Here is a 25,404-nt window from a genome sequence, read left to right on the forward strand (position 1 = left end):
TCACTTCAGGGCACATTGCGTGTGGTAGGCATCGACCTGCTTCGCCAGCGGCGTGGCCACCAGCTTGCCGGCGACGGTACCACCGGTCTTGACGGTTTCAAAGGCGTAGTAGTTCTGCACGGGCAAGTTGTTGTTGTTGAAGGCGAAGGGGCCACGCACAGACTTCACTTCATCGCCAGCAGCTTTGACCGCAGCGGCCAGAGCGGTCGCATCGCCGGGCTTGGCCTTGGCCAGTGCAATGTTTAGGATGTTGGCTGCGTCATAGGCAGTGGCCGCGTAGGCGCTGGGCGTGCGCTTGTACTTGGCCTCGAACGCGGCCACGAATTTCTTGCTCTCCGGCGTGTCCAGAGACGCATCCCACATGGCGCCGCTCACGCTGCCGATGGCGGCATCGCGCAGGCCTGGCAGGGTCGTTCCGTCCACCGTGAACACCGAATACAGGGGCAACTTGCCCATCAGGCCAGCCTGCGCCATTTGTTTGACGAAATTCACCCCCATACCGCCGGGGTAGAACACAAATACCGCGTCGGGCTTGGCCGCCTGCAGCTGCGCCAGTTCGGCCGAGTAGTCGGGCTGATTCACCTGGGTGTAGACCTCGTCAACGATCTGGCCCTTGAAGTAACGCTTGAAACCAGTCAGCATGTCCTTGCCAGCCTGGTAGTTGGGCGCCATCAAGTACACCTTCTTCACGCCTTTGTCCTGCGCAAACTTGCCCATGGCCTCGGCTGCACCGTCGTTTTGCCAGGCGGTGGAGAACACGTTGGCCTTGCAGCCCGCGCCCGCCATTGGCGACGGGCCCGCGTTGGTGGCGATGGCCACGGTACCGGACTCGACGATGCGCGGCAGGCTGGCCATCAGCACGTTGGAGAAGCTCAAGCCCACAATGGCATCGACCTTGTCCTTGTCGATGAACTTGCGCACGATCTGTCCACCGATCTCGGGCTTGAGCTGATCGTCTTCCTTGATCACGGTCGTCGCCTGGCCACCGAGCTTGCCGCCGAGCTGCTCAAGCGCCAGCATGAAACCGTCCACCTGGTCCTGCCCGACAACCGCCACCGGCCCGGATAGGGGTGCCATGAAACCGATGGTCGCCGCCGTGGCGAAAGGGCTGGCCACTGCAAGCGTTGCACCACTCAGGGCTGCGAATGCGGTACGGCGAATAGAGGTCTGTAATGTCTTCATTGTTTTGTCTCCTGGAATAAAAGTGGGGAACGGAACACGGCCGAGGCAGGCCCTCAGTCGCTCAACTTCAGAAAAACCCGGCCGCCTTCGATGCGGACCGGGTAGCTGCGCACAGCATCGACAATGGGCGCGCAGGTGCCACGCCCATTGCGAATGTCGAACTTGCCCTGGTGCAGCGGGCATTCGATTTCGTAGCCGTCAAGGAAGCCGTCGCACAGGCGTGCGTGGCCGTGGGTGCAGATGTTGTCGGTCGCGAACACACTGCCCTCGACTTTATACAGGGCCAGGTCTTTACCCGCGACCTGCAGGCCGATCACGTCGTCTTCGGGCACACCGTCTTCATCGGCGGCATCAATCCATTGGGAATCACTCATGGCAGTCACTCAGTATTTAGATGGGATAGATGATGGAATTCGGGATCATTTCGCTGTCGTACACGCAGTGGCGTGACGCGAACTTCAGCCCCGTGGGCGTGCGTACGATCACATCCAGGTAGCGGCCCACGTTGAACACCGTTGACTCCTTGGACAACTTGGTGCGGAACACCGCGTAATTGGCTTCGGTCTCAAAACGCTCGGCCTCGGCCTTGTGGACCAGAGGCGCACTTACGACATGGCGTTGGTAATACGGGTCGTGGAACAACGTCTCGCGGATGCCGTAGGCGCGGTCCTTCAGCATGCCCTTGCTCTCAAAAAACAGTGTGGCGAGAGGGAAACCGCGCTCGTGGTTCTCGCGCGGAATCAGCTTGTAAATGCAGTCGTCAATAAAGAACTCGGTCCACAGGTCCCAGTCGCCGGAATCGACGACACGGGCGTAGTCGGCATACAGCTGCGAGATCTGCAGGTAGTCGGCGAAGCCGATGTTCACAACCGTGCTCATGCCTCGGCCTCCATCACTTCACGCCAGTATTCGTACATGCCGCGAATTAGCGTCTCGGTGACCATATGGTCAGTATCTTCAACCGTGCGGCCTCCAAGCTCGGCCAGGGTGCGGTGAAAAGGCTTTTGCTCGAAGCCCTGTTGTGAGAATTCGATGACCTCGCCATCGTCGGCCGACACGAAGCCAGCCGGGCCAAACAGGTTAGCCTGGCGCAGGCGGCGCTGCGTCATCTCTTCGCTGTCGTCCTCGAAGCCGAAGTGTGTCCAGACGAAATCGAAGGCGCCGTGGCCATCGGGCTGGATATGCCGCGTCGACACGCTGTTAACCTGCTGCTGCAGTATGACGCTGGGAAACAGCGTCATCATCACAGCGGTTGGCCCATTCCACCAAGGCTCGGGCACGATGTCGAGAAAGCGCGGGTCATTGAGCGCCATGCTCTCCTTGAAGCTGGAGACCTGCGTGACCTGGTCGGCCCGGCCGGACTGGCCGCGGGTGGAGATCATGGCCGCGTGGCGGTGCCGGGCGTCCATCTTCAGCTCGCTCTTGTTGTCGGCACGCCAGAGGCCGAAGGTGACGAACCAGGTGTGCAGCAAGCCGGGATGGTAAGGGTCCTTGATGTTCTCCTGCATCAGCTTCCAGTTGCCCGGAATGCGCTGGCGGTTGTAGCCCAGGATCTTCAGTTTGCGCCCATCGAAGAGCCGGTCGAAGTAGCCGAGGATGACCGGGCCCACAAAATCCTCGAAAGACTCGATCTCATGGTCGAAACTGGCGAAGACAACGCCGCCGCGCGTGGCCACCTTGAGTTTGGTCAGGCCGTGGTCTGTGGTCTTGAAATCCATGGGCATGCCGCCGTTGACCTTGCCGTCCTGCTTGACGCCGCGGCGAAACGGCACGCCCTGCAGGTCGCCCTTGAGGGTGTAGCTCCACTGGTGGTAGGGGCAGACGAATTCCTTCTTGTTGCCATGGCGTTCACGGCAGAACTGCATGCCGCGGTGCGCGCAGACGTTTTCGACCACGCTGATGCCACCATCGGCATCGCGCACCATGATGACCGAGCGTTCGCCCACTACCGTGCGTTTGTAGTCGCCGGGGTTGGGCACTTCAGCCTCCAGGCCGACGTAGTTCCAATGCGCCTTGTAGAAGAAACGATCAAGCTCCTTCTTGTGTTGATCGGGGTCGGTGTAGGCCATGAAGGGAATGCGGCTCGTGCCTTCTGACTCCCAATGGATCTTGACGGGAAAAGTGGGGGTGGATGGGGTCATGGCCTGTCTCCTTGGATCGAATGCACGGCCGCTGCTCAGGTCCCGACGGTCACCGTGATGCCGGCCAGGCCGGCGATGTCGCCCTGCATCACGTCACCCGCCACCACCGCGTTCACGCCTTCGGGCGTGCCGGTCATGATGAGGTCGCCAGGCTCCAAGGTTTCGTATTCGCTGAGATAGGCGATGCACTCGGACACCGACCAGATCAGCTTGGCCACATCGGACGACTGGCGCGCGCCGCCGTTCACAAGGACGCTGATGGCGCCCTCGGCGATGTGCCCCACATCGGCCACCTTGGAGATGGCCCCGATGGGCGCCGACAACGCGAAGGACTTGCCGAACTCCCAGGGCCGGCCCTTGTCGCGCGCCTCCAGCTGCAGGTCGCGGCGCGTCATGTCCAGGCCGGTTGCGTAGCCATAGACGTGGTTCAGTGCATTCGCCTGCGCGATGTTCTTGCCGCCCTTGCCGATGGCCACGACGAGCTCGATCTCATGGTGGAAATTGGCGGTCTTGGGTGGATACGGAATGCGCGCAGGCGAGGCGGCATCGACCGCCGCGTTCGCAGGCTTCATGAAGAAGAAAGGCGGATCGCGGTCAGGGTCCTTGCCCATTTCGCGCGCATGCGCGGCGTAGTTGCGGCCCACGCAAAAGATGCGGTTGACCGGAAAGCGTTCGGCTATGCCGGCCACGGTGAGCGAGATGACGGCTGCGGGTGGGATCACGTAGTTCATGGGGTGTGTTCTCGAAAGGAAGAAGGGGAAATCAGTTGCGCTGTTCGCGCCACAGGCCCAGGGCCTGCTGCACCGGGCGGTCGGAATAACTGAACAGCACGGTCTCGGGGCCGGCGCGGAACTGGTGGCTGTGCCAGGAGGGCACAACGATCACGTCGTTCTCGCCCAGGCGGAAGCTCTGGCCCGCCACGCTGGCCTCGGCGCTGCCGCGCAGGCACACGTACACCGTGCCGTCGGTGCAGCGGTAGGGCCGCGTCTCGAAACCGGCGGGAATCAGTTGTGAGAACGCAGCCATCGTCGGCATGGGGGAGCGGCCTGTGGCCGGATTCACGTAGCGCTGCTTGTGGCCGAAATGGGTATCGGGTGTGCCGCTGGCTATCGCCCGTAGCGAGGCCAGCGTGCGCTCCCAAGGGTAGACAAACACCTTGGTCGGCTCCGCAGGCTGCTGGTAAAAATCAACCGGAACCATGTTGGCGCCATAACGCGCCAAGGCGTCGCCTTCGGGGCGGACCACGGCCTGGTAGGCGCTGTCGCTCTTCTCGGCAAAACCGGCGTCGAGGAAACGCACGATGGGGATGTCGAGGCCGTCGAGCCAGACCACCGGCTCATTGCCGAGGTTGCCATGGTCGTGCCAGGTCCAGGCCGGGGTGATGATGAAGTCGCCACGGCGCATGGTGGTGCGCTCGCCATCGACCGCGGTATAGGCACCCTCCCCGTCCAGCACCAGGCGCAGCGCGGATTGGGTGTGGCGGTGGGCTGGCGCGACCTCCCCCGGCATGATGAGCTGCAGCCCGGCATACAGCGACTGCGTGATGCAGGACTGGCCGTGCAGCGCCGGGTTCTCGAGGATCAACACGCGCCGCTCGGCCTCTTCGGCGCTGATCAGGCGGCCTGCCTCCATGACGCTGTCGCGCACCGCGGCATACTTCCACTGGTGCGGCACGGCCGGGGACTTGGGCTGGTGCGGCACCAGCGCGCCAAGCACTTCCCACAGCGGCGTCATGCTGTCTTTGCCGATGCGGTCGTAGTAGGCCTTGCGTTGCTGCTGGGCTGCGGGGTCGAGATTGTTGGCGTTCATGAAAAATCCTGCAAGGGGTACGACTCAGGTGCCGCTGGCGTAGAAGGCATCGGCGTAGATCTGCGAAGGCAACACGCCCATCTGGCGCACCAGCAGCGTCGTGGCCTCCACCATGGGCGGTGCGCCGCAGAGGTAGGCGCGAAAGCCTTCGAGGCTGCGCCAGTCCTCGGCGATGGCTTCGGTCACCAGGCCTGTGCGGCAACCCGGCGCCGTGCCCGAAGTCACCGCCACATGCACCTGCAGTTGCGGGTGCTGGCGCTGCAGCGCGGCCAGCCATTCGCGGCCATAGATGTCGCGTTCGGAGCGCACGCCGAAATACAGGTGGATCGGGTTCTGCATGCCTTCGGCGATCACGCCGCGGATGATGGACAGGATGGGCGCGAGACCGGTGCCGCCGGCAACGCACAACATCGGCCCCTCATGTTTACGGCGCAGATAAGCCGAGCCCAACGGGCCGCTGACCCGCACCGCGTCGCCCACCCTCAGCGTATGGGCGATGTAGCCGGTGACGCGGCCATCAGCCACCAGGCGCACATGGAATTCGAGTTCGCTGTCGGTATGCAGACCCGCCATCGAATAAGGCCGGATGTGGTCGGGGGTGAACTGGAGCTGGGCGTACTGCCCCGGAGAAAACTCGATCGGCTTGGCCGGCTTCAGGCGAATGCGCTTGATGTCGTGGGTCTGGTCCTCAATGGCGACCACGGTCGCCTTGACGATCTTGGCGGTATGCACCACCACCTCGTCGGGCTCGGGAATCTCAACCGTGCAGGATTCGGTGAGGAAGGTTTGGCAGGCCAGCACGTAGTGCTCGTCATCCGCTCCCGGGCGCTGCGTTTCGCGGCCCGACTCCAGCACCTCGCCTTCGACCACCTTGCAGCGGCAGGTGCCGCAACGTCCGGCCAGGCAGCTGTACGACACCGGCACGTCGTTGGCGCGCAGCGCGTCCAGCAGGTTGACACCCGCATTGACGCTGATTCGGCGCTGCAAAGGACGCACAAAAATTTCCATGTTCTTCTGTCGCTTGGTTGTCTCGTGGGGAAATCGGCTCAGTGGGGGCGATGATCGATACCGCATCAAAATCAGTCAATACAATGACATCAATGATTAACATCATTTGAATCAATAGTGAAGCGAGGCGGCAATGGAACTCGAAGATATGGATCTGAACCTGCTGGTGATCTTTAACCAGCTGCTCAAGGAAAGAAAAGTTTCCAAGGTGGCGGAGAACCTGGGTCTGGGCCAGCCCGCCGTCAGCAACGCGTTGGCCCGCCTTCGCAAGCTGTTCGGTGATGAGCTATTCCTGCGCACATCCACCGGCATGCAGCCCACACCGTTTGCCGATCAACTGGCAGAGTCGATCGGCTATGCGTTGGGCATGATCCACAGCGCGGTGAACGCGCGCAGCTCTTTCGACCCGGCCAGCAGCAAGCGCAGCTTTTCCGTGGGCATGACCGACATCGGTGAAATCTATTTCCTGCCGCGGCTGATGCAGTGCATCCGTGACGTGGCGCCCTTGGTTTCCATCAGCACCGTGCGCAACACCGCCGTCAATTTGAAAGACGCCATGGAGGGCGGTCAGGTCGATCTGGCCATCGGGCTGCTGCCGCAACTCAAGGGTGGATTCTTTCAACGGCGCCTGTTTGTCCAGCGTTACGTCTGCCTGTTCCGCAAGGGCCACGCACTGGACAAGAAAACCATCCGTGAGTCGGAGTTTTATGCAGCCGACCACGTGGCGGTGGTCTCGGCGGGTACCGGCCATGGCAAGGTGGATGAGATCCTTGACAGCAATTCACCCCAGCGGCGGGTGAAGCTGCAGGTGCCGCATTTCGTGGCCATTGGCCACATCCTGCAAACCACCGATCTCGTGGCCACCGTGCCGGAACGTCTGGCCGAACGCATGGTCGGCCCCTTCGACCTCAGGTACGTTTCCCATCCGGTGAAGCTACCGCAGATCGCCATCAACCTCTTCTGGCATGCGAAGTACCACAAGGACCCCGCCAACCAATGGTTGCGCAGCTTGATTTTCGATATGCATGCCGGCTGATCTACGTCGGAGCCTGCCACGCCGCCTTGATCAAATCCGCCGCCTTCTCCGCAATCATGATGGTCGGCGCATTGGTATTGCCGCTGACCACGCGGGGCATGATGGACGCGTCCACCACGCGCAGGCCTTGGATGCCGTGCACGCGCAGTTCGTGGTCCACCACGTCCAGTGGACCGGGGCCCATGCGGCAGGTGCCTACCGGGTGGTAGACGGTGTCGGCGTCGTCGCGGATGAACTGTTCAATCTCAAAGTCGTTGCGCGCTACCGCTGAGCGTGGCCCCTCTTTGCCGCCCAGCGCGGCCAATGCAGGCTGCTGCAGCACGGTGCGCATGAGTTTGAAGCCACGCACCAGGCGCTCCACATCATCGCGTTCACCCAAAAAGTTCGGGTCGATGAGCGGCGCAGCCATTGGGTCTTTACTGGCCAGGCGCACGCTGCCGCGGCTGAACGGGCGCAGCAGGCACACGTGGCACGAATAGCCGTGGCCCAGCACCGTGCTGCGGCCGTGGTTCACCAGCTTGGCAATGGCGAAGTGGAACTGCAAGTCGGGCGTGCGTTCGTCGGGTTGGCTTTTGATGAAGCCACCCGCCTCGGCAAAGTTGGTGGTGAGCATGCCCGTGCGCTGCTTGCGCCACTCAAAAATGCCGCGCACGGCGTTGACCAAGCCTGTGAATGACACACCAACAGTCTCGGTCAGCTGCGGAGCGTTCACCATCTGCACCACGTCGATGTGGTCGTGCAGGTTTTGCCCCACGCCGGGCAGGTCGTGCAGCGTGGCAATGCCTTTTTCCACCAGATGCTGGTGCGGGCCAATGCCCGACAGCATGAGGATCTGTGGCGACTGCAGCGCCCCCGCACACAGCAGCACCTCGCGGCCGGCGCGCAGCTCTTTCATCTCCCCGTCGTGCATGAACTCCACGCCCACGGCGCGCTTGTGTTCTAGCAGGATGCGCGTGGTGTGGGCGCCAGTGAACACGTGCAGGTTGCTGCGCCCGCGGTGGGGCGTGAGGTAGCTCTTGGCCGCGCTGAAGCGCTCGCCGTTCTTGTGCGTCACCTGGTAGACGCCTACGCCCTCTTGGCTTTCGCCGTTGAAGTCGGGGTTGACGGCGTAGCCCGCTTGGCGTCCCGCCTCTACAAACAGCGGGCCCAGGCGGTTCGGCGTGGTCAGGTCCTGCACATGCAGGGGGCCGCCCTGGCCGTGGAAGGCGTCGGCGCCACGGTCGTTGTCTTCCGCCTTTTTGAAGTAAGGCAGCACGTCCGCATAGGCCCAGCCCGGGTTGCCCTCGGCGGCCCAGTGGTCGTAGTCTTCCTTTTGGCCGCGGATGTAGATCATGGCGTTGACCGAGCTGGAGCCGCCCAGCACCTTGCCACGCGGCTGGTAGCCACGGCGTCCGTTCAACCCCGGTTGCACCGTCGTTTCGAACTTCCAGTTGGCCTGGCCGTTTTTGGCCAATACAGCCAGGCCGGCGGGGCAGTGGATGAGCACGCTGTTGTCCGCCGGGCCGGCTTCCAGCAGGGCCACGTTCACGGTGGGGTCTTCGCTCAGGCGGGCCGCCAGCACACAACCGGCCGAGCCACCGCCAACAATGATGTAGTCAAACACGAGTCCGCTCCTCTCAAAGTGGCGTTGACGTTACCGCAGAGGCCGCGGCCCTGCCAAGCCCGGTTTACCCTTGCAACCGGCAGGAAACAATTTCTTGCAATTTGCATTGTGTACAATTTAATTGCTTGCTATAATTCAACCCATGCCAAGCAGCCGCACCATTTCCGCCAACGACGCCGCCCTGCGACTGGACAACCAGCTGTGCTTTGCGCTGTACTCCACTTCGCTGGCCATGACCAAGCTGTACAAGCCGCTGCTGGAAGCATTGCAGCTGACTTACCCACAGTACCTGGTGATGATGGTGCTGTGGGAACAAGACGGCCTGAGCGTCTCGGCCCTGGGTGAGCGCCTGTATCTCGATTCCGGCACCCTCACCCCGCTGCTCAAGCGCATGGAACAAGCCGAGTTGCTGAGCCGCCAGCGCAGCGTCGCCGATGAGCGCCGCGTGGAAGTGTTTTTGACCGCCAAAGGCCGCTCCCTCAAGGTGCAGGCCGCCCGCATTCCGGCCTGTGTGCTGGCCGCGGCCGACTGCCCGTTGGACGAGCTGATGGACCTGACCCAGCAGGTGCAGGCCTTGCGCCAGCGCCTGACCGCTCCGTAGTTCCCCTAATTTCCCCATTACCCACCCGCTGCAACACCGCAGCACTTTATGAAAGAAGCGCCATGAGCAACAAGATCGAAAAAGTAATTTACCAAGCCCACGCCAAATCCACTGGCGGCCGCGACGGCACCACCCGCACCTCCGACGGTCTGCTGGACCTCAAGCTGGCTGTGCCCAAGGAAATGGGCGGCCCCGGCGGCGGTGTGAACCCCGAGCAATTGTTTGCCTCCGGCTACAGCGCCTGCTTCATCGGTGCGATGAAGTTTGTGGCCGGCACCCAAAAGATTGCCCTGCCTGCAGACACATCCATCAACGCCACCGTCGGCATTGGCCAGATTCCCCAAGGTTTTGGCATTGAAGTGCAGCTGGAAGTCTCCATCCCCGGCATGGACAAGGCCGCTGCCCAGGCCCTGGTCGACAAAGCCCACCAAGTGTGCCCCTACTCCAACGCCACCCGCGGCAACATCGACGTGACCATCACCGTGGTCTAAATCGGCAGCGCTGACAAGGCCCTGCGCCCTGTCACCTCGGAGGCCGGACCCGCTTGGCGGGCCCGGCCTTTTGTTTTATGGTGCGGCGCATGCACACCACCGAACTCCGGGTTCGCAAGAACCAACTCACCCAAACCCAGTTGCACAGCACCATGCTGGCCCCCCTGCAGGCCGGCCAGGTCCGCCTGCGCATCGACCGTTTTGCGCTGACGTCCAACAACATCACCTACGCCGCCTTTGGCGATGCCATGCAGTACTGGCAGTTTTTTCCGGTCACCGATGGCGAGGACGCCGCGGCCTGGGGCCGCATCCCCGTGTGGGGCTTTGGCACCGTGGTGCAAAGCCAGCACGCGGAAGTGCCCGTGGGTGAGCGCGTGTATGGCTACTTCCCCATGGCCAGCGCGGTGGACCTGACACCCGGCAAGGTGAACGCCAATGGCTGGTCCGATGTGGCGCCCCACCGTGCCACGCTGCACGCGGTCTACAACCAGTACACCCGCTGCGCCACCGACCCGTTCTACACTGCCAGCACCGAAGACATCCAGGCCCTGCTCCGCCCGCTGTTCATCACCTCGTGGCTGATCGACGACTTTCTGCACGACAACGCCTGGTTTGGCGCCACCGACACGGGTAAAGCTGCCATCCTGCTGTCCAGCGCGTCCAGCAAAACGGCCTATGGCACCGCCTTCCAGCTCGCGCAGCGTGAGGGCATTGAGGTGGTCGGGCTGACCTCGGAGCGCAACGTGGCGTTTTGCGAAAGCCTGGGGGTGTACCACCGGGTGTTGACCTACGCACAGTTGGACCAGATTGCGCCCGGCACGCCCTCCATCTACGTGGACTTTGCAGGCAACGCAGCGTTTCGCAAGGCACTGCACACGCACTGCACGGCACTGGTCTACAGCAGCTCCATCGGCGGCACGCATGTGGCCGAGCTGGGCGGTGGCAAAGACCTGCCGGGGCCGCGTCCCACGCTGTTTTTTGCACCCGCGCAAATCAAGAAGCGCAGCCTGGAATGGGGGGGTGCCGAGTTGGGCCGCCGCCTGCTGCAGTCCTGGCAGGCATTTACCGCGCAAGTGGCCAATCCGGCCCAGCCCTGGCTGCAGGTGCAGCACCACACGGGGCCCGAGGCGGTGCAGGCCGCCTACACCGCCATCCTGGCGGGCGAAGGCAATCCGCGCGGCGGGCACATCCTGTCGCTGTAACCCCAGCGGGCTGACCCTACTGCAAACTTGCCGTCAGGCGGGTGGCGCATGATGGCGTTTTTGCATTCCCCACCGGAGACTTGATGAGACTGGCGCTGCTGTCGGACATTCACGGCAATATCCAGGCGCTGGACGCCTGCCTGGCCCATGCCCGCGCGCAGCAGACGCAGCGCTTTGCCTTTCTGGGCGACATGGTGGGTTACGGTGCCAACCCCGCCCAGGTGGTGGAGCGCATCAAGCTGCTCACCGAAGAAGGCGCTATCGTGCTCAAGGGCAACCACGATGAGATGGCTGTCAATCCACCGGAGGTGGTGAAGACGGTGGGCGACAGCACCGCCGCGTGGACGCACCATCAGTTGTCAGACGCGCAGCGCCAATGGATAGACGCACTGCCGCTCACCCAGCACCTGGACACCGTGCTGCTGGTGCACGCCAGCGCCGATGCGCCCGAACTGTGGCGCTATGTGTACGACCAGCGCGCCGCCACCGCCAGCCTGAACGCCGCCACCCAGTGGAGCGGCGTGCGCTATGTGTTTGGCGGCCATGTGCACCTGCAAACCCTGTACTACCGCGGTGCCACCGACGGCCTGATGATGTTCATTCCCCAGCCCGGTGTGGCGGTGCCCGTGCCCAAACACCGCGAGTGGCTGTCTACCGTAGGCTCGGTCGGCCAGCCGCGTGACGGCAACCCCCAGGCCATGTACGCGCTGCTGGACACCGAGCGCGCCCAGCTGACCTTTCACCGCGTGTCGTATGACCACGGCGCGGCCGCCCAGGCCATCCGCCGCGCGGGCCTGCCCGAGTTCTTTGCCCACCGGCTGGAGCAAGGCCGATGAAACTGCTGGAGCCAGGCGCCGAGCTGGACGGATTCACCATCGAGGAGTGCATCCACTCCGGTGGCATGGCGCACATTTACCGTGTGGTCTACGCCGATGGCCGCCCCGGCCCGGGCTTTGCCATGGCCATGAAGGTGCCGCGCATGACCGCGGGCGACGGGGCCGAGAACATCGTCAGCTTCGAGGTGGAATGCCAGATCCTGCAGGCCCTGCACGGCAGCACTGTGCCGCGCTTTGTGGCTGCGGGCGACCTGCAGCGCGTGCCATACCTGGTGATGGAATATGTGCCGGGCGTCACCCTGCAGCACTGGCTGGATGGCCCGCAGCCCGTGGCGCTGGACGCCATCCCCAAGCTAGGCACCGCCATGGCCCGCGCGGCGCATGCGCTGCACCAACAAAACACGGTGCACCTCGACCTGAAGCCCGCCAACGTGCTATTCCGCGAGGACGGCAGCGCAGTGCTGCTGGACTTTGGCTTGTCGTGCCACGCGCACTACCCCGACCTGCTGGCCGAACAGCTGCGCAAGGCCGTGGGCTCGCCCGCATGGATTGCGCCCGAGCAGGTGGTGGGCGTGCGTGGCGACCCGCGCAGCGACGTGTTTGCCATCGGCGTGATGCTCTACCAGCTGTGCACGGGCGAGCTGCCCTTTGGCGAACCGCAAACCACGGCCGGCCTGCGCCAGCGCCTGTGGATGGACCCCACGCCACCGCGCAAGCTGCGCGCCGACCTACCGGCCTGGTTGCAAGAAGTGGTGCTGCGCTGCCTGGAGCCCGAGGCCGCCAGGCGCTACCCCTCGGCCGCCCACCTGGCGTTTGACCTGAGCCACCCCACACAGGTGCACATCACGCGGCGCGGCACCAACACCGTGGGCACGCCGTTGCGCACCCACTTCAAGCGCTGGCTCAAGGCCGCGGGCATGCACTACCAGCCCAGCCCCGTGCCATCCCGCCAGGTGCAGGAGGTGCCTATCGTCATGGTGGCCGTGCCGCACAAGGACGTGACCGATGCCACGCTGTACAGCCTGCGCGAGGCCGTGGCTCGTGCGCTGGGCACACGCCCCGGCGCCCGCCTGGCCTGTGTCACCGTGGTCAGCGGCAGCGCTACCAGCACTGCGGACGAGGACCAGAGCGAAACCCAGGTACACCGCCGCCACCTGGCCGCACTGCGCCAGTGGGCCCAGCCGCTGGACCACCCGGGCCACCAGACCTCCTGCCACGTGCTGGAGAGCGGCGACGTAGCCCAGGCCCTGCTGGACTACGCGCGCGGCAACCATGTCAGCGTGATCGTCATGGGCGCCGCCACCCATGGCCTGCTGACCCAGCGCTTTGTCGCCACCGTCCCCATCAAGGTGGCCATGGACGCGCCCTGCACCGTCATCCTCGTGAAACAAAGCCTGCCGTTTGAACAACTGGGCGATGTGCCCCACCCTACGCAGCCTCCTGCGGGTGGCTATTCAGATTCGGACGCCGACAGTGCGGCGCCCAAGCTGTATGGGGATGACCTGGGGCCGCTGGGCTAAGCCACCTGCGCGTGCAAGGACAAGCCCGCAGACGACAATCGGGGCATGCACAGCACCACGGGCAGCGCCCTTCACCCCTTTGAACCCCTGACCCCCGACCTGGTGCTGGACGCACTGGACAGCGTAGGCCTGCGCGGCGATGGCCGCCTCACCGCCCTGTCCTCCTACGAAAACCGCGTCTACCAAGTGCAGCTCGAAGAAGGCGCCCCGGTGGTGGCCAAGTTTTACCGGCCGGAACGCTGGACGGACGCGCAGATCCAGGAAGAGCACGACTTTGCCGCCGAACTGATGGCCGATGAAATTCCGGCTGTGGGGCCCCTGGTGCTCCATGGTCAGACGCTGCACCACTTTGGTGGCTTCTCTTTCAGCGTCAGCCCACGCCGCGGTGGGCGCCCGCCCGAGCTGGACGATGGCGAGGTGCTGGAGTGGATTGGCCGCTTTCTGGCGCGTATCCACGCCGTCGGTGCCAAGCGCCCGTTTGCGCACCGCCCGGCGCTGGATGTACAAACCTTTGCCATAGAGCCCATGCAATGGCTGCTGGCCAACCACATGGTGCCGCTGGATGTGCAAAGCACCTGGACCCAACGCTGCCAGGAAGCTATTGATTTGATAGCTGCTCGCGCAGATATGGCGGGGGCTAGCGGCCAAAACAAGTCCAATAACAGCGGTATACGCCAGTTGCGCCTGCATGGCGACTGCCACCCCGGCAACATCCTCTGGACACCCACCGACGCGGTGGCTGCCGCCGGGCCCGGCCCGCACTTTGTGGACCTGGACGACGCGCGCACCGGCCCCGCCGTGCAAGACCTGTGGATGCTGCTCAGCGGCGACCGCCAGCAGCGCACCCGCCAACTGGGCATGCTGGTGGACGGCTACGAACAGTTCCGCGAATTCGACCGCGCCGAGCTGGCGCTGATTGAACCCCTGCGCACGCTGCGCCTGATCCACTACAGCGCCTGGCTGGCCCGGCGCTGGACCGACCCCACCTTCCCCGCCAACTTCCCGTGGTTTGGCAGCAGCGACTACTGGAAGGGCCAGATCCAGATGCTGGAAGACCAGTTGGAAGCCATGCAGGAAGACCCGCTGCGCGTATAGCCCGCCCCTCCCCGCGCTGATGCATACACTCGATTTTGGGTAAATTCACTTCCTGTGTAATAGTAGCAACCATGGTGCGAAGCGCAGCAAAGAAACTGCGTATTTCATGGGCTGCAAACTCCGAAATTCGGAGACAGAATCGCGTTCCGTCCAAGTGCTAACGATGGCGGAAACGTGAAACGAGGGAGGCGCGATGAAGGCAGAAATTATTCTGTGCGTGGATGATGACCGTACCGTGCTCACTGCCCTGCGCGACTTGCTAAGTCGTGCGTTGGGCAAGAGCGTACTGATCGAGATTGTTTGCAGCGGTATTGAGGCACTTGAGTTTCAGCAAGAAGTACGCAGCAACGGAGAGGAAATAGCGCTTGTCATTTCCGACTACATCATGCCGCGCATGAATGGAGACGAACTGCTGGTGCAATTGCATAAACTCACACCACGCACGGTCAAGGTCATGCTGACCGGTCAAAGCGACATGGCAGGTGTCAAACGTGCAATCAACGAGGCTGCCTTGTACCGTTTTCTGGAGAAGCCTTTCAACAACGCTGATTTGGTGCTCACCGCGCGGTCCGCTTTGGACGCCTATGCCCAGACGCTTGCCATGCAGGCCCAAAAACTGGAGTTGCAGCAAGTCAAAGCGCACTTGCAAAGCCTGCTGGCCGAATTCGGGGGCCACCTTGCACAGCCCTCGAGAAATAAGCAATAAGCACCTTGCTTTGCCTGTTTTGTATTCCATTCACTTGAAACACCTCTTGTGCGGATGGGAAAGGATGCTGCGCGTGATGGCGGCGCTGCTATTTTGTCTGTTGCAGCCAGCTTGGGCTGCGCAGCCGCCCGCCGAGTTATCAAAGCCCGTCGATGTAAATGCCTTGACTACCCATGGCATGAAACTGCACTGGTCCGTTCTGGAGGACCCGCAGCGGACCATGACGCTGCAGGACGTGCGCCAGGCTGATGCAGCGAAGCGCTTTAGCCCAGCCGCCGAGGAGGATCTGAGTTTGGGCTACACACGCTCTGCCTACTGGCTAAAAGTCGAGCTGCAAAACAAGGGCCCCTCCGCCACCCGATTGCTGGAGATCGCCAACAGCGGCCTGGCATATCTGGACTTGTGGAGCCCCAATGCGGACGAAAACTATCAGGTCCAGCGCACGGGCAACCTGCTCCCGCTTGCCACTCGCCCCTATGCCCATCGGTACTTTGTGTTTCCTCTGCAGGTGGCCAGCGGCAGTGTGCAACCCATCTACCTGCGTCTGGAATCGATTGGCCCTTTGCAGGCCCCCTCTCGTTTATGGACTCCTGAGGCATTTCATGCCTATGAGCGCACGGACTATGCTACGCAAGCAGGCTACTTTGGCATGGTATTCGCCATTGCGGCGTTCAATCTGCTTTTGTTCATCGCACTGCGCGACCGAAGTTTCCTGCTGTATGTGAACTTTGTACTGTGCACAGCTTTCACGATAGCGTCGCAAAACGGGCTGTTGCGTGCTTTACTGGACATTGAGTCGCCGCTGTGGTGGGCCATTTCTACCAACGTGGGCTATTGCCTGTCTTTGGCCGCACTACTGATGTTTATGCGCACCATGCTGGCGACACGTCGCCTCGCGCCCCGCACGAACCGAGTCATTGGTGTGCTAACCCTTGTTCAGTTGTCACTGCCTGCGGCATTTGTATGGGACTTGTCGCGTTCGATTCAGCTAGCGGCCTTGAACTATTTGTGCACCGCCGTTTTTATTCTCGCTGTGGGGCTGTACGCCGTCTACAAGCGACAGCGCAGCGGTATGTTTTTTGTGGCTGCTTTTTCCATGCTGTGCCTGGGAGGCGTGGTAACCGTACTCCGGGCTATGGGGTGGCTCCCCACCCATTTCTTCACCATCAATGCTATTCAACTGGGCTCATGCCTTGAAATGCTATTACTGGCATTTGCCTTGGCCGATCGCTACAACGTGGGGCTTCGCGAGAAAGCGCAGGCGCAGCAAATGGCCATTGATGCAGAGCAGCGCTTGGTCAGCACCCTCAAAGCATCGGAAAAGTTGCTGGAAGACCGCGTAACTCAGCGCACCGTGGCGCTGAGCGAAAGCAACACCGAGCTCTCACGCCTTAACAGCGACTTGAACCTCGCCTATGCGGCGGCGGCGGCCGCACATACCAAAACCACCCACGCACTGGAGACTTTGCGAGCGACCCAGTCCCAGTTGGTGCAATCGGAAAAAATGGCCGCATTAGGCCAGCTTGTTGCCGGAGTGGCACACGAAATCAATACACCGATAGGTGCCATTCAAGCCAGTGGAAAAAACATCGCCGATGCGCTAACGCACACATTGAACAATGTGCCGCATCTACTGCAAACCCTGGACACGGCTACGCAGGCACTGGTGCTGCGTTTGGTGACTGCCGCCGCAGCTCACCCCCCGGTGGTACAAAGCACCCGCGAGGAGCGCGAACACACTCGCTCTCTAGCAAAGCGACTGGAGCAAGCCAACATTGCGGAGGCGCGGTACAAGGCAGACATCCTGGCGCAACTGCACTGCGACGCAGACCTGGCAGACTACCTCCCCCTGCTCACCCACGCCCAAAGCGAGCACATCCTCGATTGCGTCCACAGCGTGGCCAGCATCCTGAGCAGCTCAAGCAATATCAATGTGGCAGTAGGCCATGTATCCAAAATCGTATTTGCGCTCAAATCGTTCTCCCGCATCGACAACGGCGCGGAGAAGCGCCCAGCGCAATTGCAAGACGGGCTGGAGACCGTACTCACTTTGTACCAGTCGCAGCTCAAGCCGGGGGTGGAGCTTGTTCGACTTTTTGCGCCCATGGAGCCCTTGCTGTGTTGTCCCGACGAGCTCAACCAGGTGTGGATCAATCTTGTGCACAACGCACTGCAGGCCATGCGCTACGAAGGCACCTTGACGATTGAAGTGGGAATGGCGGACGGGGCTGCCCGGGTGGCCGTGAGCGACACGGGCTGCGGCATCGCCAGCGAGCATTTGGACAAAATTTTTGATCCTTTCTTCACCACCAAGCCTGCAGGCGAAGGCAGTGGCCTAGGGTTGGACATTGTTCAAAAAATTGTCACCAAGCACGGTGGTCGGGTGCAAGTGCAAAGCGAAGTAGGCCGGGGCTCGACCTTCGCCGTCTACCTCCCTTATCTGAGCGCCTAGCCCCAAGGCCCTGCGCCCGCTCGGCCAGGGCTACACTGGCGCCACTTTTTTGCACCGCAACATTTCCCATGCCCGACGCCCATTTGCCACCCGCACACGCTTGGTGGATCCTGACCCACCTGGGCGCCTCCAGCCTGCTTCTGCCCGCGCTGGTGCTGGTACTGGGAGGCCTGTGGGAATCCGGCGCACGCGATGCAGCCAAGCGCTACCTGCTGCGGCTGGTCATCGCGGTGGGCATCACCGTGGTGAGCAAGTGCCTGTTTTTTGGCTGGGGCATTGGCATTGCGGCGCTGGACTTCACGGGCGTCAGCGGCCACACGCTCTTGGCCACCAGCATCCTGCCGGTGCTGCTGCGCGGCATCCCCTGGCCCGCACTGCAGGCGCGGGGCGGCGGCGTGGCACTGGGCTGGCTGCTGGCACTGGTGGTGGGGGTGTCACGTTTGGCCGTGCACGCGCACAGCCTGAGCGAGGTGGTGGCAGGCTGGATTTTGGGCGCGGCAGTCAGTTGGCCCACGGTGCGCCAGCTCGCGCCGCTGGCCTTGTCGCACTGGGCTAGCAAACTCGCACCACTGGTTTTGTTGCTGGCGCTGAACACATCCACTGCCACCTACCTGCCCACCCACGACATTGAGGTACGCCTGGCCCTGCTGGTCTCTGGCCAGGGCAAGCCGTTCTCCCGGCACCAGTTGCACGCCGGCCCCAAGCCGGCCGCCCCTACCAGCTCAATCAGCCCAATACATCCTTGACGCCATACTGCGGCGCGTAGCCCAACAGGCGCGCCGCCTTGGCATGCGAGATCAGCGGGTCCGTGCCCGCAAAGCCCGGCGCAAACTCGGTCACTTCAGGCCAGAACTCGGCCAGCAACTTGCGGCCGTCCTGGCCGGTCCAGTTGTGCGGGCCGGTGATGAAGAAGGCCTCGTGCGGGTTCTCCAGCTCCACTTCCAGCGCCAGGCGATGGGCGGTGGCGACATCGCGCGCGTCCACAAAGGTCCAGAGGTTTTTGTACCAGTTGGCATATTCGGCCACCAGCGTTCGGTAGAAGGGCCGCTGCGCATCGTCGGGCAGCCAGACCCAGGGCATGCGCAGGCACACGGTGCGCATGCCGTAGCGCTGGGTGTAGGTCTTGCAGATCTGCTCGCTCACCACCTTGCTCAGGCCATAGGGGTCTTGCGGGCGCGCGGCATGGGCTTCGTCCACGGGGATGTAGAGCGGCGCCAGCCGGTGCGTGGCAAACGCAAAGCCCATGGTCGATTCGCTGGAGGTGAACACCACCTTGCCAATGCCATGCTGGGCCGCGGCCTCCAGCACATTGAAGGTTCCATTCACATTCACATCGAACACGCGTTTGGCCGGGTCATTCAGCGGGTGTGGAATCCCCGCCACGTGCATGACGGCGTCGTAGCCGGCCATGGCCTGCAACACCGCGTCCAACTGCAATACATCCACGGCGTGGTGCACCACGTCGCTACGCGCAGGGGCAGCGAGATCCAGCACACCGACCTGGTAGCCGTGCTGCACCAGATCGTCCACTACATATTTGCCGACGGCACCGGTGCCGCCTGTAACGAGAATTTTCATAAAGGGGATGGTAGTAGCTGTGGGTGCCTGGCTCAAGTCACTATCAAAACAGGAGCAGCTTGCGCAATATCAACAGGGGCTAGCGCCCTATTTCGCCTTGAAACTCTGGCGTGCAAAGGCCAACAGACTCAGCACCGCCACGGCCGCCAGCACCCATTGGGCGGGTTGGTTCTCGGCAAAGTCCAGTTCCTCGGTCAGCAGGTGGAAGACCGCCAACGCCACCAATGCGGCCACCAGGCGCAGGCTCCATGCCCGGGGCGCCCAGTGGCGCGGGGCCAACCGCATCCACAGCTGGTGGCCCAGCAGGCCGGACAACAGGCCCAGGCTGGCTCCCACGGCCACGTCACCGGGCCAGTGTGCGCCTACGGCAATGCGCGACAGACCCGTGCCAGCTGCCAGCAGCCACAGCCAGGCATGGCGGCGGCGCTGCGCTGGCGTGAGCGCGAAGAAGATGCCCGCCGCCACCGCAAACGCGGTGAGCGTGTGGCCCGAGGGCATGGAAACGTTGTGCAGCAGCTCGCCCACCACGCGCATCTGGTTGTTGTCCACCACGGCGGCAGGGCGCGGGCTTTCAATGAAGAACTTGCCGGTACGCGCAAAGAGGATGGCAAATGGCGCAGCGCACAACCAGCCCCACATCAGACGCGGCGCCAGCACCAGCAGTGGTGCGGTCACGCCCAGAATGCCCCAGCCATTGCCCAGCAGCGACAAGCCCGTCCACACCGGCGCAGCCACCGGCGCACACCACTGGTTGATGGCGATGAACAGGGCGGGTTCCCACACCTGCAGCCACAGCGGAGCGCCCAGCACGAACAGCACCAGCGGCAGCCACCACACCCAACGGGCAACCGGGCTGCTGAGGGCATGGGGCAAAAGAGGGGGAGCAAACATGGGCAGATTCAAGAGGTGGGCGCGAGTGTAAGGCGGGGCTGCGGCGCGCCAGACCAGCCGCGGCAATCGTAAAAACGGAAGCTGGCCAGCGGCATGCCCCAGTGGCTGGCTTGCTGCGTCTCCAGCAGCGTGCAGCTGGCAAACCCGTGGGGTGCCACCGGCAGGTCGTAGGCCATGTGCGACCAGTCCACCAGCAACGTATTGCCTCCCACGGGCAGGTCTGCGGCCCACAAGCGGAATTGCGAATCGCCGCTGTCCAGCACATGCACCGGCAGAGGGCGGGCGTACCAGCCCAGGCGGCTGGCCAGCGTCCAGTTCTGCACAGCCACACTGTCCAGCTGCTGCTGCGCGGCCAGGGCCTGCGCGCGCGCGCCAGCAGCCTGCCAGCCGTGCAAATCTGCAAATGGGTTGGGCGGTGGCGCCACGGCCGCCGCACTGCCCGCCACCAACGGCCAGCCCGCGCTGAGCATCAGCCCCAGCAGCGCCACACAGGCCAGCGCCTGCATGGCGACCAGCGCGCACACCGCCCAACGGCGGCCCGCCTGCCACCACGTGGTCACACCCCAACCCGCAAACGGCGCCAACGCCACCCACGCAGGTGCAGTCCAGTGCGGCAGGCTGGAGCCGCCACCGGAGAGGTAGGTAAAGAGCGCAAACGGCAGCCCAAAAAACAGCAGCAGCCAAACCACCGGCCCCGTGCTGCGCCGCCAGCCAACCCAACCCAACAGCAACAGCGGCCCATAGGCCAGCAGCTGGGTCAGCACAAAACGCAACACATGCTGCGCCTGCCACACACTGCCCTTGCCGTGCGCCACCTGGTAAGTGAACGAGATCCAGCCGTTCTGCGCATTCCACACCGCCACTGGCACCACCATCAGCATGGCCAGCGCCAATGCGGCCCATAACCTGGGCTTACGCAGCACAGCCACGCCATGCACGGCCAGCAGGCAGCCTCCCACCGCCACCGCGGTAAACACCGCCGTGTACTTGGACAAACCCGCCAGCCCTAGCAGCACGCCCAGCACCAGCCAGTTGCCCAGGGTGCCGGCCGTGGGCGACTGCACCAGGGTCCAGGTCTGCCACAGCAAGGCGACGGTCAGTGCCATGAGCAAGGTGTCGGGCAAGAGACCAATGCCCAGGATATGCAGCAGCGGCGCCAGCGCTAGCACCCACACGGCCGCCAGTGCGGCCTGCGGTGCCATGGGGTTTGGCGCGAAGATGCGCAGGGTCAGGCGGTACACGCCCCACACCGTGGCAAGCCACAGCAGGCCGGGCAGCAGGCGCAGCACGGCCACGGGTGCCTGCAGCGCCACCAGCGGCCACTGCACCCAGCCCACCAGCGGCGGGTGGTCGAAGTAGCTCAGGGCGGGGTGGGCGGCATACAGCAGGTAGTGCGCCTCGTCCACCGACAGGCCCAGGGCCGCACCCAGCAGGGCGTGCAGGGCAAACACAGCCCATAGCACATGGCCTGCACGGGCACCGGCGTGGGGCGGGAACAATAATTGCAAGGGGAAGTCAGAGGAAAATGGAAACCCCCGCAGTCTAATCTGCCCCTTGCATCCCCCACCCCAAGGACCGTCATGCCCACCTACCATATTGAACTGCTAGAAGGCCGCACCCAAGAGCAAAAGAAAAAGCTCGTGGACGAAGTAACCCGTGTGACCGTCGAAACCCTGGGCTGCTCGCCCGAGGCGGTGGACATCATCTTTGTGGACGTCAAGCGCGACAACTGGGCCACGGGCGGCAAGTTCTGGAGCGAGCCGCGCGCATAAGCTCTGACGGATTTCGCATAACGCTTTTCGCCCCCAGCCACAACCCCGGAGTACACTGTTTCTATGTGCCAACTGCTTGGGATGAACAGCCATTTGCCGGCCAGCCTGACGCTGAGCTTTACCGGCTTTTCGCAGCGCGGCGGCTGCACCGACCACCATGCAGACGGCTGGGGCATTGCCTTCTTCGAGAGCGAAGGCGACCTGCCCGGCAAGGCGGCCCGGCATTTTGTGGACAAGGAAAGTGCATCGACCTCGCCGATTGCGAAGATGCTCAAGTCCTACCCCATCAAGAGCCACAACGTGGTGGCCCATGTGCGCAAGGCCACGGTGGGTGCGGTCACGCTGGAAAACTGCCACCCCTTCACACGCGAACTCTGGGGCCGCTACTGGGTGTTTGCCCACAATGGTGACCTCAAGGAATTCAACCCACCACTGCACGGCAGCTTCAAACCCGTAGGCACCACCGACAGCGAACTGGCGTTTTGCTGGCTGCTGCAGGAGCTGAACAAATCCCACGCCTCGGTGCCCTCAGTCGAAGAGCTGACCCGCACCCTGGCCGAGTTGGTACCCAAAATTGCCCGCCATGGCACCTTCAACTTCCTGCTGAGCAACGGCCAGGCCCTGTGGGCCCATGCGAGCACCAAACTTTGCTACGTGGTGCGCCAACACCCCTTCAGCCATGTGCAACTCAAGGACGAAGATGTGACGGTGGATTTGTCCGAGCTCAACGGCCCGGAGGACCGGCTGGTCATCGTGGTGACAGAGCCGCTGACCACCAACGAGACCTGGGTGGCCATGGAGGCTGGCGAACTGCACGCCTTTGTGGACGGCCAGCCCCTCACACGTACGGTGTGCAAAGCCACGCTGATTGCGGCGGCTGCCGCCGCGGCGGCCCAGCGCGAAGCAGAAGAGGCTGCCAAAGCCGCAGCCCTGGCAGCCCCTGCTGCGGTTTAGATTATCAGCGGGCCGCTAGCCCGCCTGCCCTCAGGGCTTGCAGCCGTACTGGCCTTTCTTGGCGTTCTCAAAGTAGCTCAGGTCGCCTTTGCACACTGGCTTTTCGGCAGGCAAAGCGGTTCCAGCTTTGGCAGCACAGGTAAAGGTTCCGGTCTTGGCATTGAGCTTGCCGGAGAGCTTCCAGCCCTTGGCGCAAACGTCCGCAGGCTTCAATGGCATGGGTTTGGCAGGGGTGGCAGCGCCTGTCACAGTGATGTCTACCGCCCTCTCCGGGCCACCGCAGTTGGGGTGGTTCTGTACATTCTTGCCTCCCAGCGTCACGTGGTAGGCACCGGCTTTGGCATAGGTATGGGTCAGCACCAACGGCGTGGCATTGCTCACATCGCTCACGGCGTCCTTGAAAGCACCGTCACCGAAACCCACCACGAAGCCGCAGTAGTTGGCACTCACAACATCAATGGTGGCGCTCACCGTGACGGGCTCGCCCACTTTGGCCGCGGTAGGCGTTGCGGTGATGGCACCCAGCACCTGCGCATGCGCGCTCAGGGCAAGACACGAAACGGCGGCCAGTGCGGCACAAACGGTAGACATACGCATGATGGGCTCCTAGAAAAATGATGTCGAAGGCTACCACGAAGACCTGCGGCCGTCTGTTTTGGCCAAGTGCTTGCATTGGGTACAGTGCGGACCAAGAACTTCATAGACGCACGGCACCCGCACTTTGCCACCCTGTTTGCTGGTGCCCCTCCAGAGCAGTTGGCCAGTGGCTGCAAATGGGCTGAGGGGCCCGCCTACTTGGCGCAACAGCGCTGCGTGGTCTGGAGCGATATTCCCAACGACCGCATGCTGCGCTGGGACGAAGTCACGGGCGGCGTCAGCATCTATCGCAGCCCTGCACGCTACACCAACGGCCATACGTTGGATCACGAAGGCCGCTTGATCAGCTGTGAACACGGCTCTCGCAGTGTGACCCGACTCGAACACGACGGCAGCACCACGGTGCTGGCCAGCCACTGGCAAGGAAAACGCCTGAACAGCCCCAATGACGTGGTGGTGGCGCGCGACGGTGCCATCTGGTTCACCGACCCGGCCTACGGCATCGACAGTGACTACGAGGGCCACAAAGCCGACAGTGAGATAGGCGCCTGCCATGTGTACCGCGTAGACCCCGCCAGCGGCACGTGCGAAACGGTGTTGACCGACTTTGCGCGCCCCAATGGCCTGGCGTTTAACGCCGATGAAAGCCTTTTGTATGTAGCCGACACCGGCCGCACGCATGTGGCCGACGGGCCCAAGCACATCCGCGTGTTCACGGTGGGTGCTGGCTATGCACTATCGGGCGGTGCGCTGTTTGCCAATTGCGATGTGGGTCTGTTTGACGGCTTCCGCGTGGATGCGCTGGGCCGGGTATGGACCAGCGCGGGTGACGGTGTGCACTGCTATGCGCCCAGCGGCGCGCTGCTGGGCAAGGTGCTGCTGCCCGAGCCCGCAGCCAATCTGGTGTTTGGCGGTGTCGGCGGCAGTGACCTATTTGTCTGCGCCACCAGCGCGCTTTACCGCGTGCGGCTGGCCTCGGACTGGGCGACTTCGAGCGCGTCGATGAACATGGCGGCCACGTCAAAGCCGGTCTGATCGGCAATTTCCTGGAAGCAGGTTGGGCTGGTGACGTTGATCTCGGTCAGCGAATCACCAATCACGTCCAGCCCCACCAATAGCAAACCGCGTGCGGCCAGGATGGGGCCCAGCGCCTCGGCAATCGCGCGGTCGGATGCACTGATGGGTTGGGCCACGCCCTTTCCACCGGCCGCCAGGTTGCCTCGCACCTCGCCGCCCTGCGGAATGCGCGCCAGGCAGTAGGGCACGGGCTTGCCCCCAATCACCAGCACGCGCTTGTCGCCGTCCTTGATGGCAGGCAAAAATTTCTGCACCATGATCGTCTGGGCACCATCCTTGTTCAGCGTTTCGATGATGCTGCCCAGGTTCAGGCCGTCGTCCTTCACGCGGAAGATGCCCATGCCACCCATGCCGTCCAGCGGCTTCAAGATGATGTCGCGGTGCTCGGCGTGGAAGGCGCGCACCGCGTCGGCATCGCGCGTGACCAGTGTGGGGCCGATGAACTGGGGAAACTCCAGAATCGCCAGCTTTTCAGGATGGTCACGCAGGGCGCGCGGCTTGTTGAAGACCTGGGCACCCTCGCGCTCGGCCTGCTCCAGCAGGTGGGTGGCGTAAAAGAACTCGGAATCAAACGGCGGGTCCTTGCGCATGACCACGGCGTCAAAGTCTTTGATGGCCACAGTGTCCGCCGTCTCGGTGAACCACGCCTTGGCGTCGCCGGTGAGCGTGATGCGGCGCACGGCCGCCTGCACCACACCGCCGCGCTGCCACACGAGGTGACGGGGCTCGCAGGCAATGATGCGGTGGCCGCGGCGCTGGGCCTCGCGCATCATGGCAAAGGTGGTGTCCTTGTAGATCTTGAAGGATTCCAGCGAATCGGCAACAAACAGAATGTCCATGGCTACTTTCTATG

At 63.2% G+C, this 25,404-nt stretch carries 26 protein-coding genes; 13 read left to right on the top strand and 13 right to left on the bottom strand.

The window, feature by feature from the left end:
- From J2X15_RS07665 to J2X15_RS07695, 7 genes are read right to left on the bottom strand one after another with little or no spacing between them, the layout of a single operon-like run.
- A complete protein-coding gene (locus J2X15_RS07665; protein WP_310341054.1) occupies window positions 1-1,182 on the bottom strand; it encodes an ABC transporter substrate-binding protein in 1,182 nt (393 codons plus the stop codon).
- Window positions 1,183-1,235: 53 nt separating this feature from the next.
- The gene (locus tag J2X15_RS07670; protein WP_310341057.1) at window positions 1,236-1,556 is read right to left on the bottom strand and encodes a non-heme iron oxygenase ferredoxin subunit; all 321 of its coding nucleotides are present in this window, start codon (window positions 1,554-1,556) and stop codon (window positions 1,236-1,238) included.
- 16 nt (window positions 1,557-1,572) lie between these two features.
- Window positions 1,573-2,061: an aromatic-ring-hydroxylating dioxygenase subunit beta gene (locus J2X15_RS07675; RefSeq protein ID WP_310341060.1), complete on the bottom strand. Its 489-nt coding sequence runs from the start codon at window positions 2,059-2,061 to the stop codon at window positions 1,573-1,575.
- Entirely contained in the window at window positions 2,058-3,323 is a 1,266-nt protein-coding gene (locus J2X15_RS07680) for an aromatic ring-hydroxylating dioxygenase subunit alpha (RefSeq protein WP_310341062.1), read from the bottom strand. Before J2X15_RS07680 ends, J2X15_RS07675 begins: the two co-directional genes overlap by 4 nt.
- 35 nt (window positions 3,324-3,358) lie before the next feature.
- Window positions 3,359-4,054: a fumarylacetoacetate hydrolase family protein gene (locus tag J2X15_RS07685; protein WP_310341064.1), complete on the bottom strand. Its 696-nt coding sequence runs from the start codon at window positions 4,052-4,054 to the stop codon at window positions 3,359-3,361.
- Window positions 4,055-4,085: 31 nt separating this feature from the next.
- Window positions 4,086-5,132, bottom strand: coding sequence for a gentisate 1,2-dioxygenase (gene gtdA / locus J2X15_RS07690; RefSeq protein WP_310341068.1), 1,047 nt, complete (start codon window positions 5,130-5,132; stop codon window positions 4,086-4,088).
- Between the two features lie 24 nt (window positions 5,133-5,156).
- Window positions 5,157-6,140: a 2Fe-2S iron-sulfur cluster-binding protein gene (locus J2X15_RS07695; protein WP_310341070.1), complete on the bottom strand. Its 984-nt coding sequence runs from the start codon at window positions 6,138-6,140 to the stop codon at window positions 5,157-5,159.
- A gap of 133 nt (window positions 6,141-6,273) precedes the next feature.
- On the opposite strand from J2X15_RS07695, the gene J2X15_RS07700 reads away from it, so the two are divergent.
- Window positions 6,274-7,176, top strand: a complete 903-nt coding sequence (locus tag J2X15_RS07700) for a LysR family transcriptional regulator (protein ID WP_310341073.1) — start codon at window positions 6,274-6,276, stop codon at window positions 7,174-7,176.
- 1 nt (window position 7,177) lies between these two features.
- Here J2X15_RS07700 and J2X15_RS07705 read toward each other — a convergent pair whose 3' ends face one another.
- Complete coding sequence (locus J2X15_RS07705; RefSeq protein ID WP_310341076.1) at window positions 7,178-8,779, bottom strand: GMC family oxidoreductase; 1,602 nt, start codon at window positions 8,777-8,779, stop codon at window positions 7,178-7,180.
- 142 nt (window positions 8,780-8,921) lie between these two features.
- Between J2X15_RS07705 and J2X15_RS07710 the strand changes: the two genes are divergently transcribed.
- The 9 genes from J2X15_RS07710 to J2X15_RS07750 all read left to right on the top strand — a co-directional run bounded on the left by J2X15_RS07710 (window position 8,922) and on the right by J2X15_RS07750 (window position 18,428).
- Window positions 8,922-9,380: a MarR family winged helix-turn-helix transcriptional regulator gene (locus J2X15_RS07710; RefSeq protein WP_310341078.1), complete on the top strand. Its 459-nt coding sequence runs from the start codon at window positions 8,922-8,924 to the stop codon at window positions 9,378-9,380.
- 62 nt (window positions 9,381-9,442) lie between these two features.
- The gene (locus J2X15_RS07715; RefSeq protein ID WP_296467939.1) at window positions 9,443-9,871 is read left to right on the top strand and encodes an organic hydroperoxide resistance protein; all 429 of its coding nucleotides are present in this window, start codon (window positions 9,443-9,445) and stop codon (window positions 9,869-9,871) included.
- Window positions 9,872-9,960: 89 nt separating this feature from the next.
- Entirely contained in the window at window positions 9,961-11,073 is a 1,113-nt protein-coding gene (locus J2X15_RS07720) for a DUF2855 family protein (RefSeq protein ID WP_310341083.1), read from the top strand.
- An 83-nt stretch (window positions 11,074-11,156) separates the two neighbouring features.
- Window positions 11,157-11,909: a metallophosphoesterase family protein gene (locus tag J2X15_RS07725; protein WP_310341085.1), complete on the top strand. Its 753-nt coding sequence runs from the start codon at window positions 11,157-11,159 to the stop codon at window positions 11,907-11,909.
- A complete protein-coding gene (locus J2X15_RS07730; RefSeq protein WP_310341087.1) occupies window positions 11,906-13,429 on the top strand; it encodes a serine/threonine protein kinase in 1,524 nt (507 codons plus the stop codon). The genes J2X15_RS07725 and J2X15_RS07730 overlap by 4 nt, the downstream gene beginning before the upstream one ends.
- A gap of 45 nt (window positions 13,430-13,474) precedes the next feature.
- On the top strand, window positions 13,475-14,524 hold the full coding sequence (locus J2X15_RS07735; protein ID WP_310341089.1) for a serine/threonine protein kinase: 1,050 nt from the start codon (window positions 13,475-13,477) through the stop codon (window positions 14,522-14,524).
- Window positions 14,525-14,717: 193 nt separating this feature from the next.
- Window positions 14,718-15,230 (top strand): response regulator, encoded by a 513-nt coding sequence (locus J2X15_RS07740; protein WP_310341092.1) that lies wholly within the window; start codon window positions 14,718-14,720, stop codon window positions 15,228-15,230.
- Between the two features lie 178 nt (window positions 15,231-15,408).
- Complete coding sequence (locus tag J2X15_RS07745) at window positions 15,409-17,682, top strand: sensor histidine kinase (RefSeq protein ID WP_310341093.1); 2,274 nt, start codon at window positions 15,409-15,411, stop codon at window positions 17,680-17,682.
- A 68-nt stretch (window positions 17,683-17,750) separates the two neighbouring features.
- Window positions 17,751-18,428: a phosphatase PAP2 family protein gene (locus J2X15_RS07750; RefSeq protein ID WP_310341094.1), complete on the top strand. Its 678-nt coding sequence runs from the start codon at window positions 17,751-17,753 to the stop codon at window positions 18,426-18,428.
- Here J2X15_RS07750 and J2X15_RS07755 read toward each other — a convergent pair.
- From J2X15_RS07755 to J2X15_RS07765, 3 genes are all read right to left on the bottom strand, one after another.
- Window positions 18,409-19,260, bottom strand: coding sequence for an NAD-dependent epimerase/dehydratase family protein (locus tag J2X15_RS07755; protein WP_310341097.1), 852 nt, complete (start codon window positions 19,258-19,260; stop codon window positions 18,409-18,411). The genes J2X15_RS07750 and J2X15_RS07755 overlap by 20 nt on opposite strands.
- An 87-nt stretch (window positions 19,261-19,347) precedes the next feature.
- A complete protein-coding gene (locus J2X15_RS07760) occupies window positions 19,348-20,151 on the bottom strand; it encodes a phosphatase PAP2 family protein (protein WP_310341099.1) in 804 nt (267 codons plus the stop codon).
- A gap of 8 nt (window positions 20,152-20,159) precedes the next feature.
- Window positions 20,160-21,659: a glycosyltransferase family 39 protein gene (locus J2X15_RS07765; RefSeq protein WP_310341102.1), complete on the bottom strand. Its 1,500-nt coding sequence runs from the start codon at window positions 21,657-21,659 to the stop codon at window positions 20,160-20,162.
- Window positions 21,660-21,731: 72 nt separating this feature from the next.
- Here J2X15_RS07765 and J2X15_RS07770 point away from each other — a divergent pair, with 72 nt between their 5' ends.
- Both J2X15_RS07770 and J2X15_RS07775 read left to right on the top strand, forming a co-directional pair.
- Complete coding sequence (locus J2X15_RS07770) at window positions 21,732-21,923, top strand: 4-oxalocrotonate tautomerase (protein ID WP_310341105.1); 192 nt, start codon at window positions 21,732-21,734, stop codon at window positions 21,921-21,923.
- Between the two features lie 63 nt (window positions 21,924-21,986).
- On the top strand, window positions 21,987-22,877 hold the full coding sequence (locus J2X15_RS07775) for a class II glutamine amidotransferase (protein WP_310341108.1): 891 nt from the start codon (window positions 21,987-21,989) through the stop codon (window positions 22,875-22,877).
- A gap of 30 nt (window positions 22,878-22,907) precedes the next feature.
- Here J2X15_RS07775 and J2X15_RS07780 read toward each other — a convergent pair whose 3' ends face one another.
- The gene (locus J2X15_RS07780) at window positions 22,908-23,474 is read right to left on the bottom strand and encodes a PKD domain-containing protein (RefSeq protein ID WP_310341110.1); all 567 of its coding nucleotides are present in this window, start codon (window positions 23,472-23,474) and stop codon (window positions 22,908-22,910) included.
- A gap of 75 nt (window positions 23,475-23,549) precedes the next feature.
- Here J2X15_RS07780 and J2X15_RS07785 point away from each other — a divergent pair, with 75 nt between their 5' ends.
- Window positions 23,550-24,509: an SMP-30/gluconolactonase/LRE family protein gene (locus J2X15_RS07785; RefSeq protein ID WP_409034254.1), complete on the top strand. Its 960-nt coding sequence runs from the start codon at window positions 23,550-23,552 to the stop codon at window positions 24,507-24,509.
- Here J2X15_RS07785 and gshB read toward each other — a convergent pair.
- Complete coding sequence (gshB, locus tag J2X15_RS07790) at window positions 24,431-25,390, bottom strand: glutathione synthase (RefSeq protein ID WP_310341112.1); 960 nt, start codon at window positions 25,388-25,390, stop codon at window positions 24,431-24,433. The genes J2X15_RS07785 and gshB overlap by 79 nt on opposite strands.
- Between the last annotated feature and the right edge of the window lie 14 nt (window positions 25,391-25,404).

Origin of the sequence: Rhodoferax saidenbachensis (assembly GCF_031457975.1) — a bacterium.
GTDB lineage: Bacteria > Pseudomonadota > Gammaproteobacteria > Burkholderiales > Burkholderiaceae_C > Allorhodoferax > Allorhodoferax saidenbachensis_A.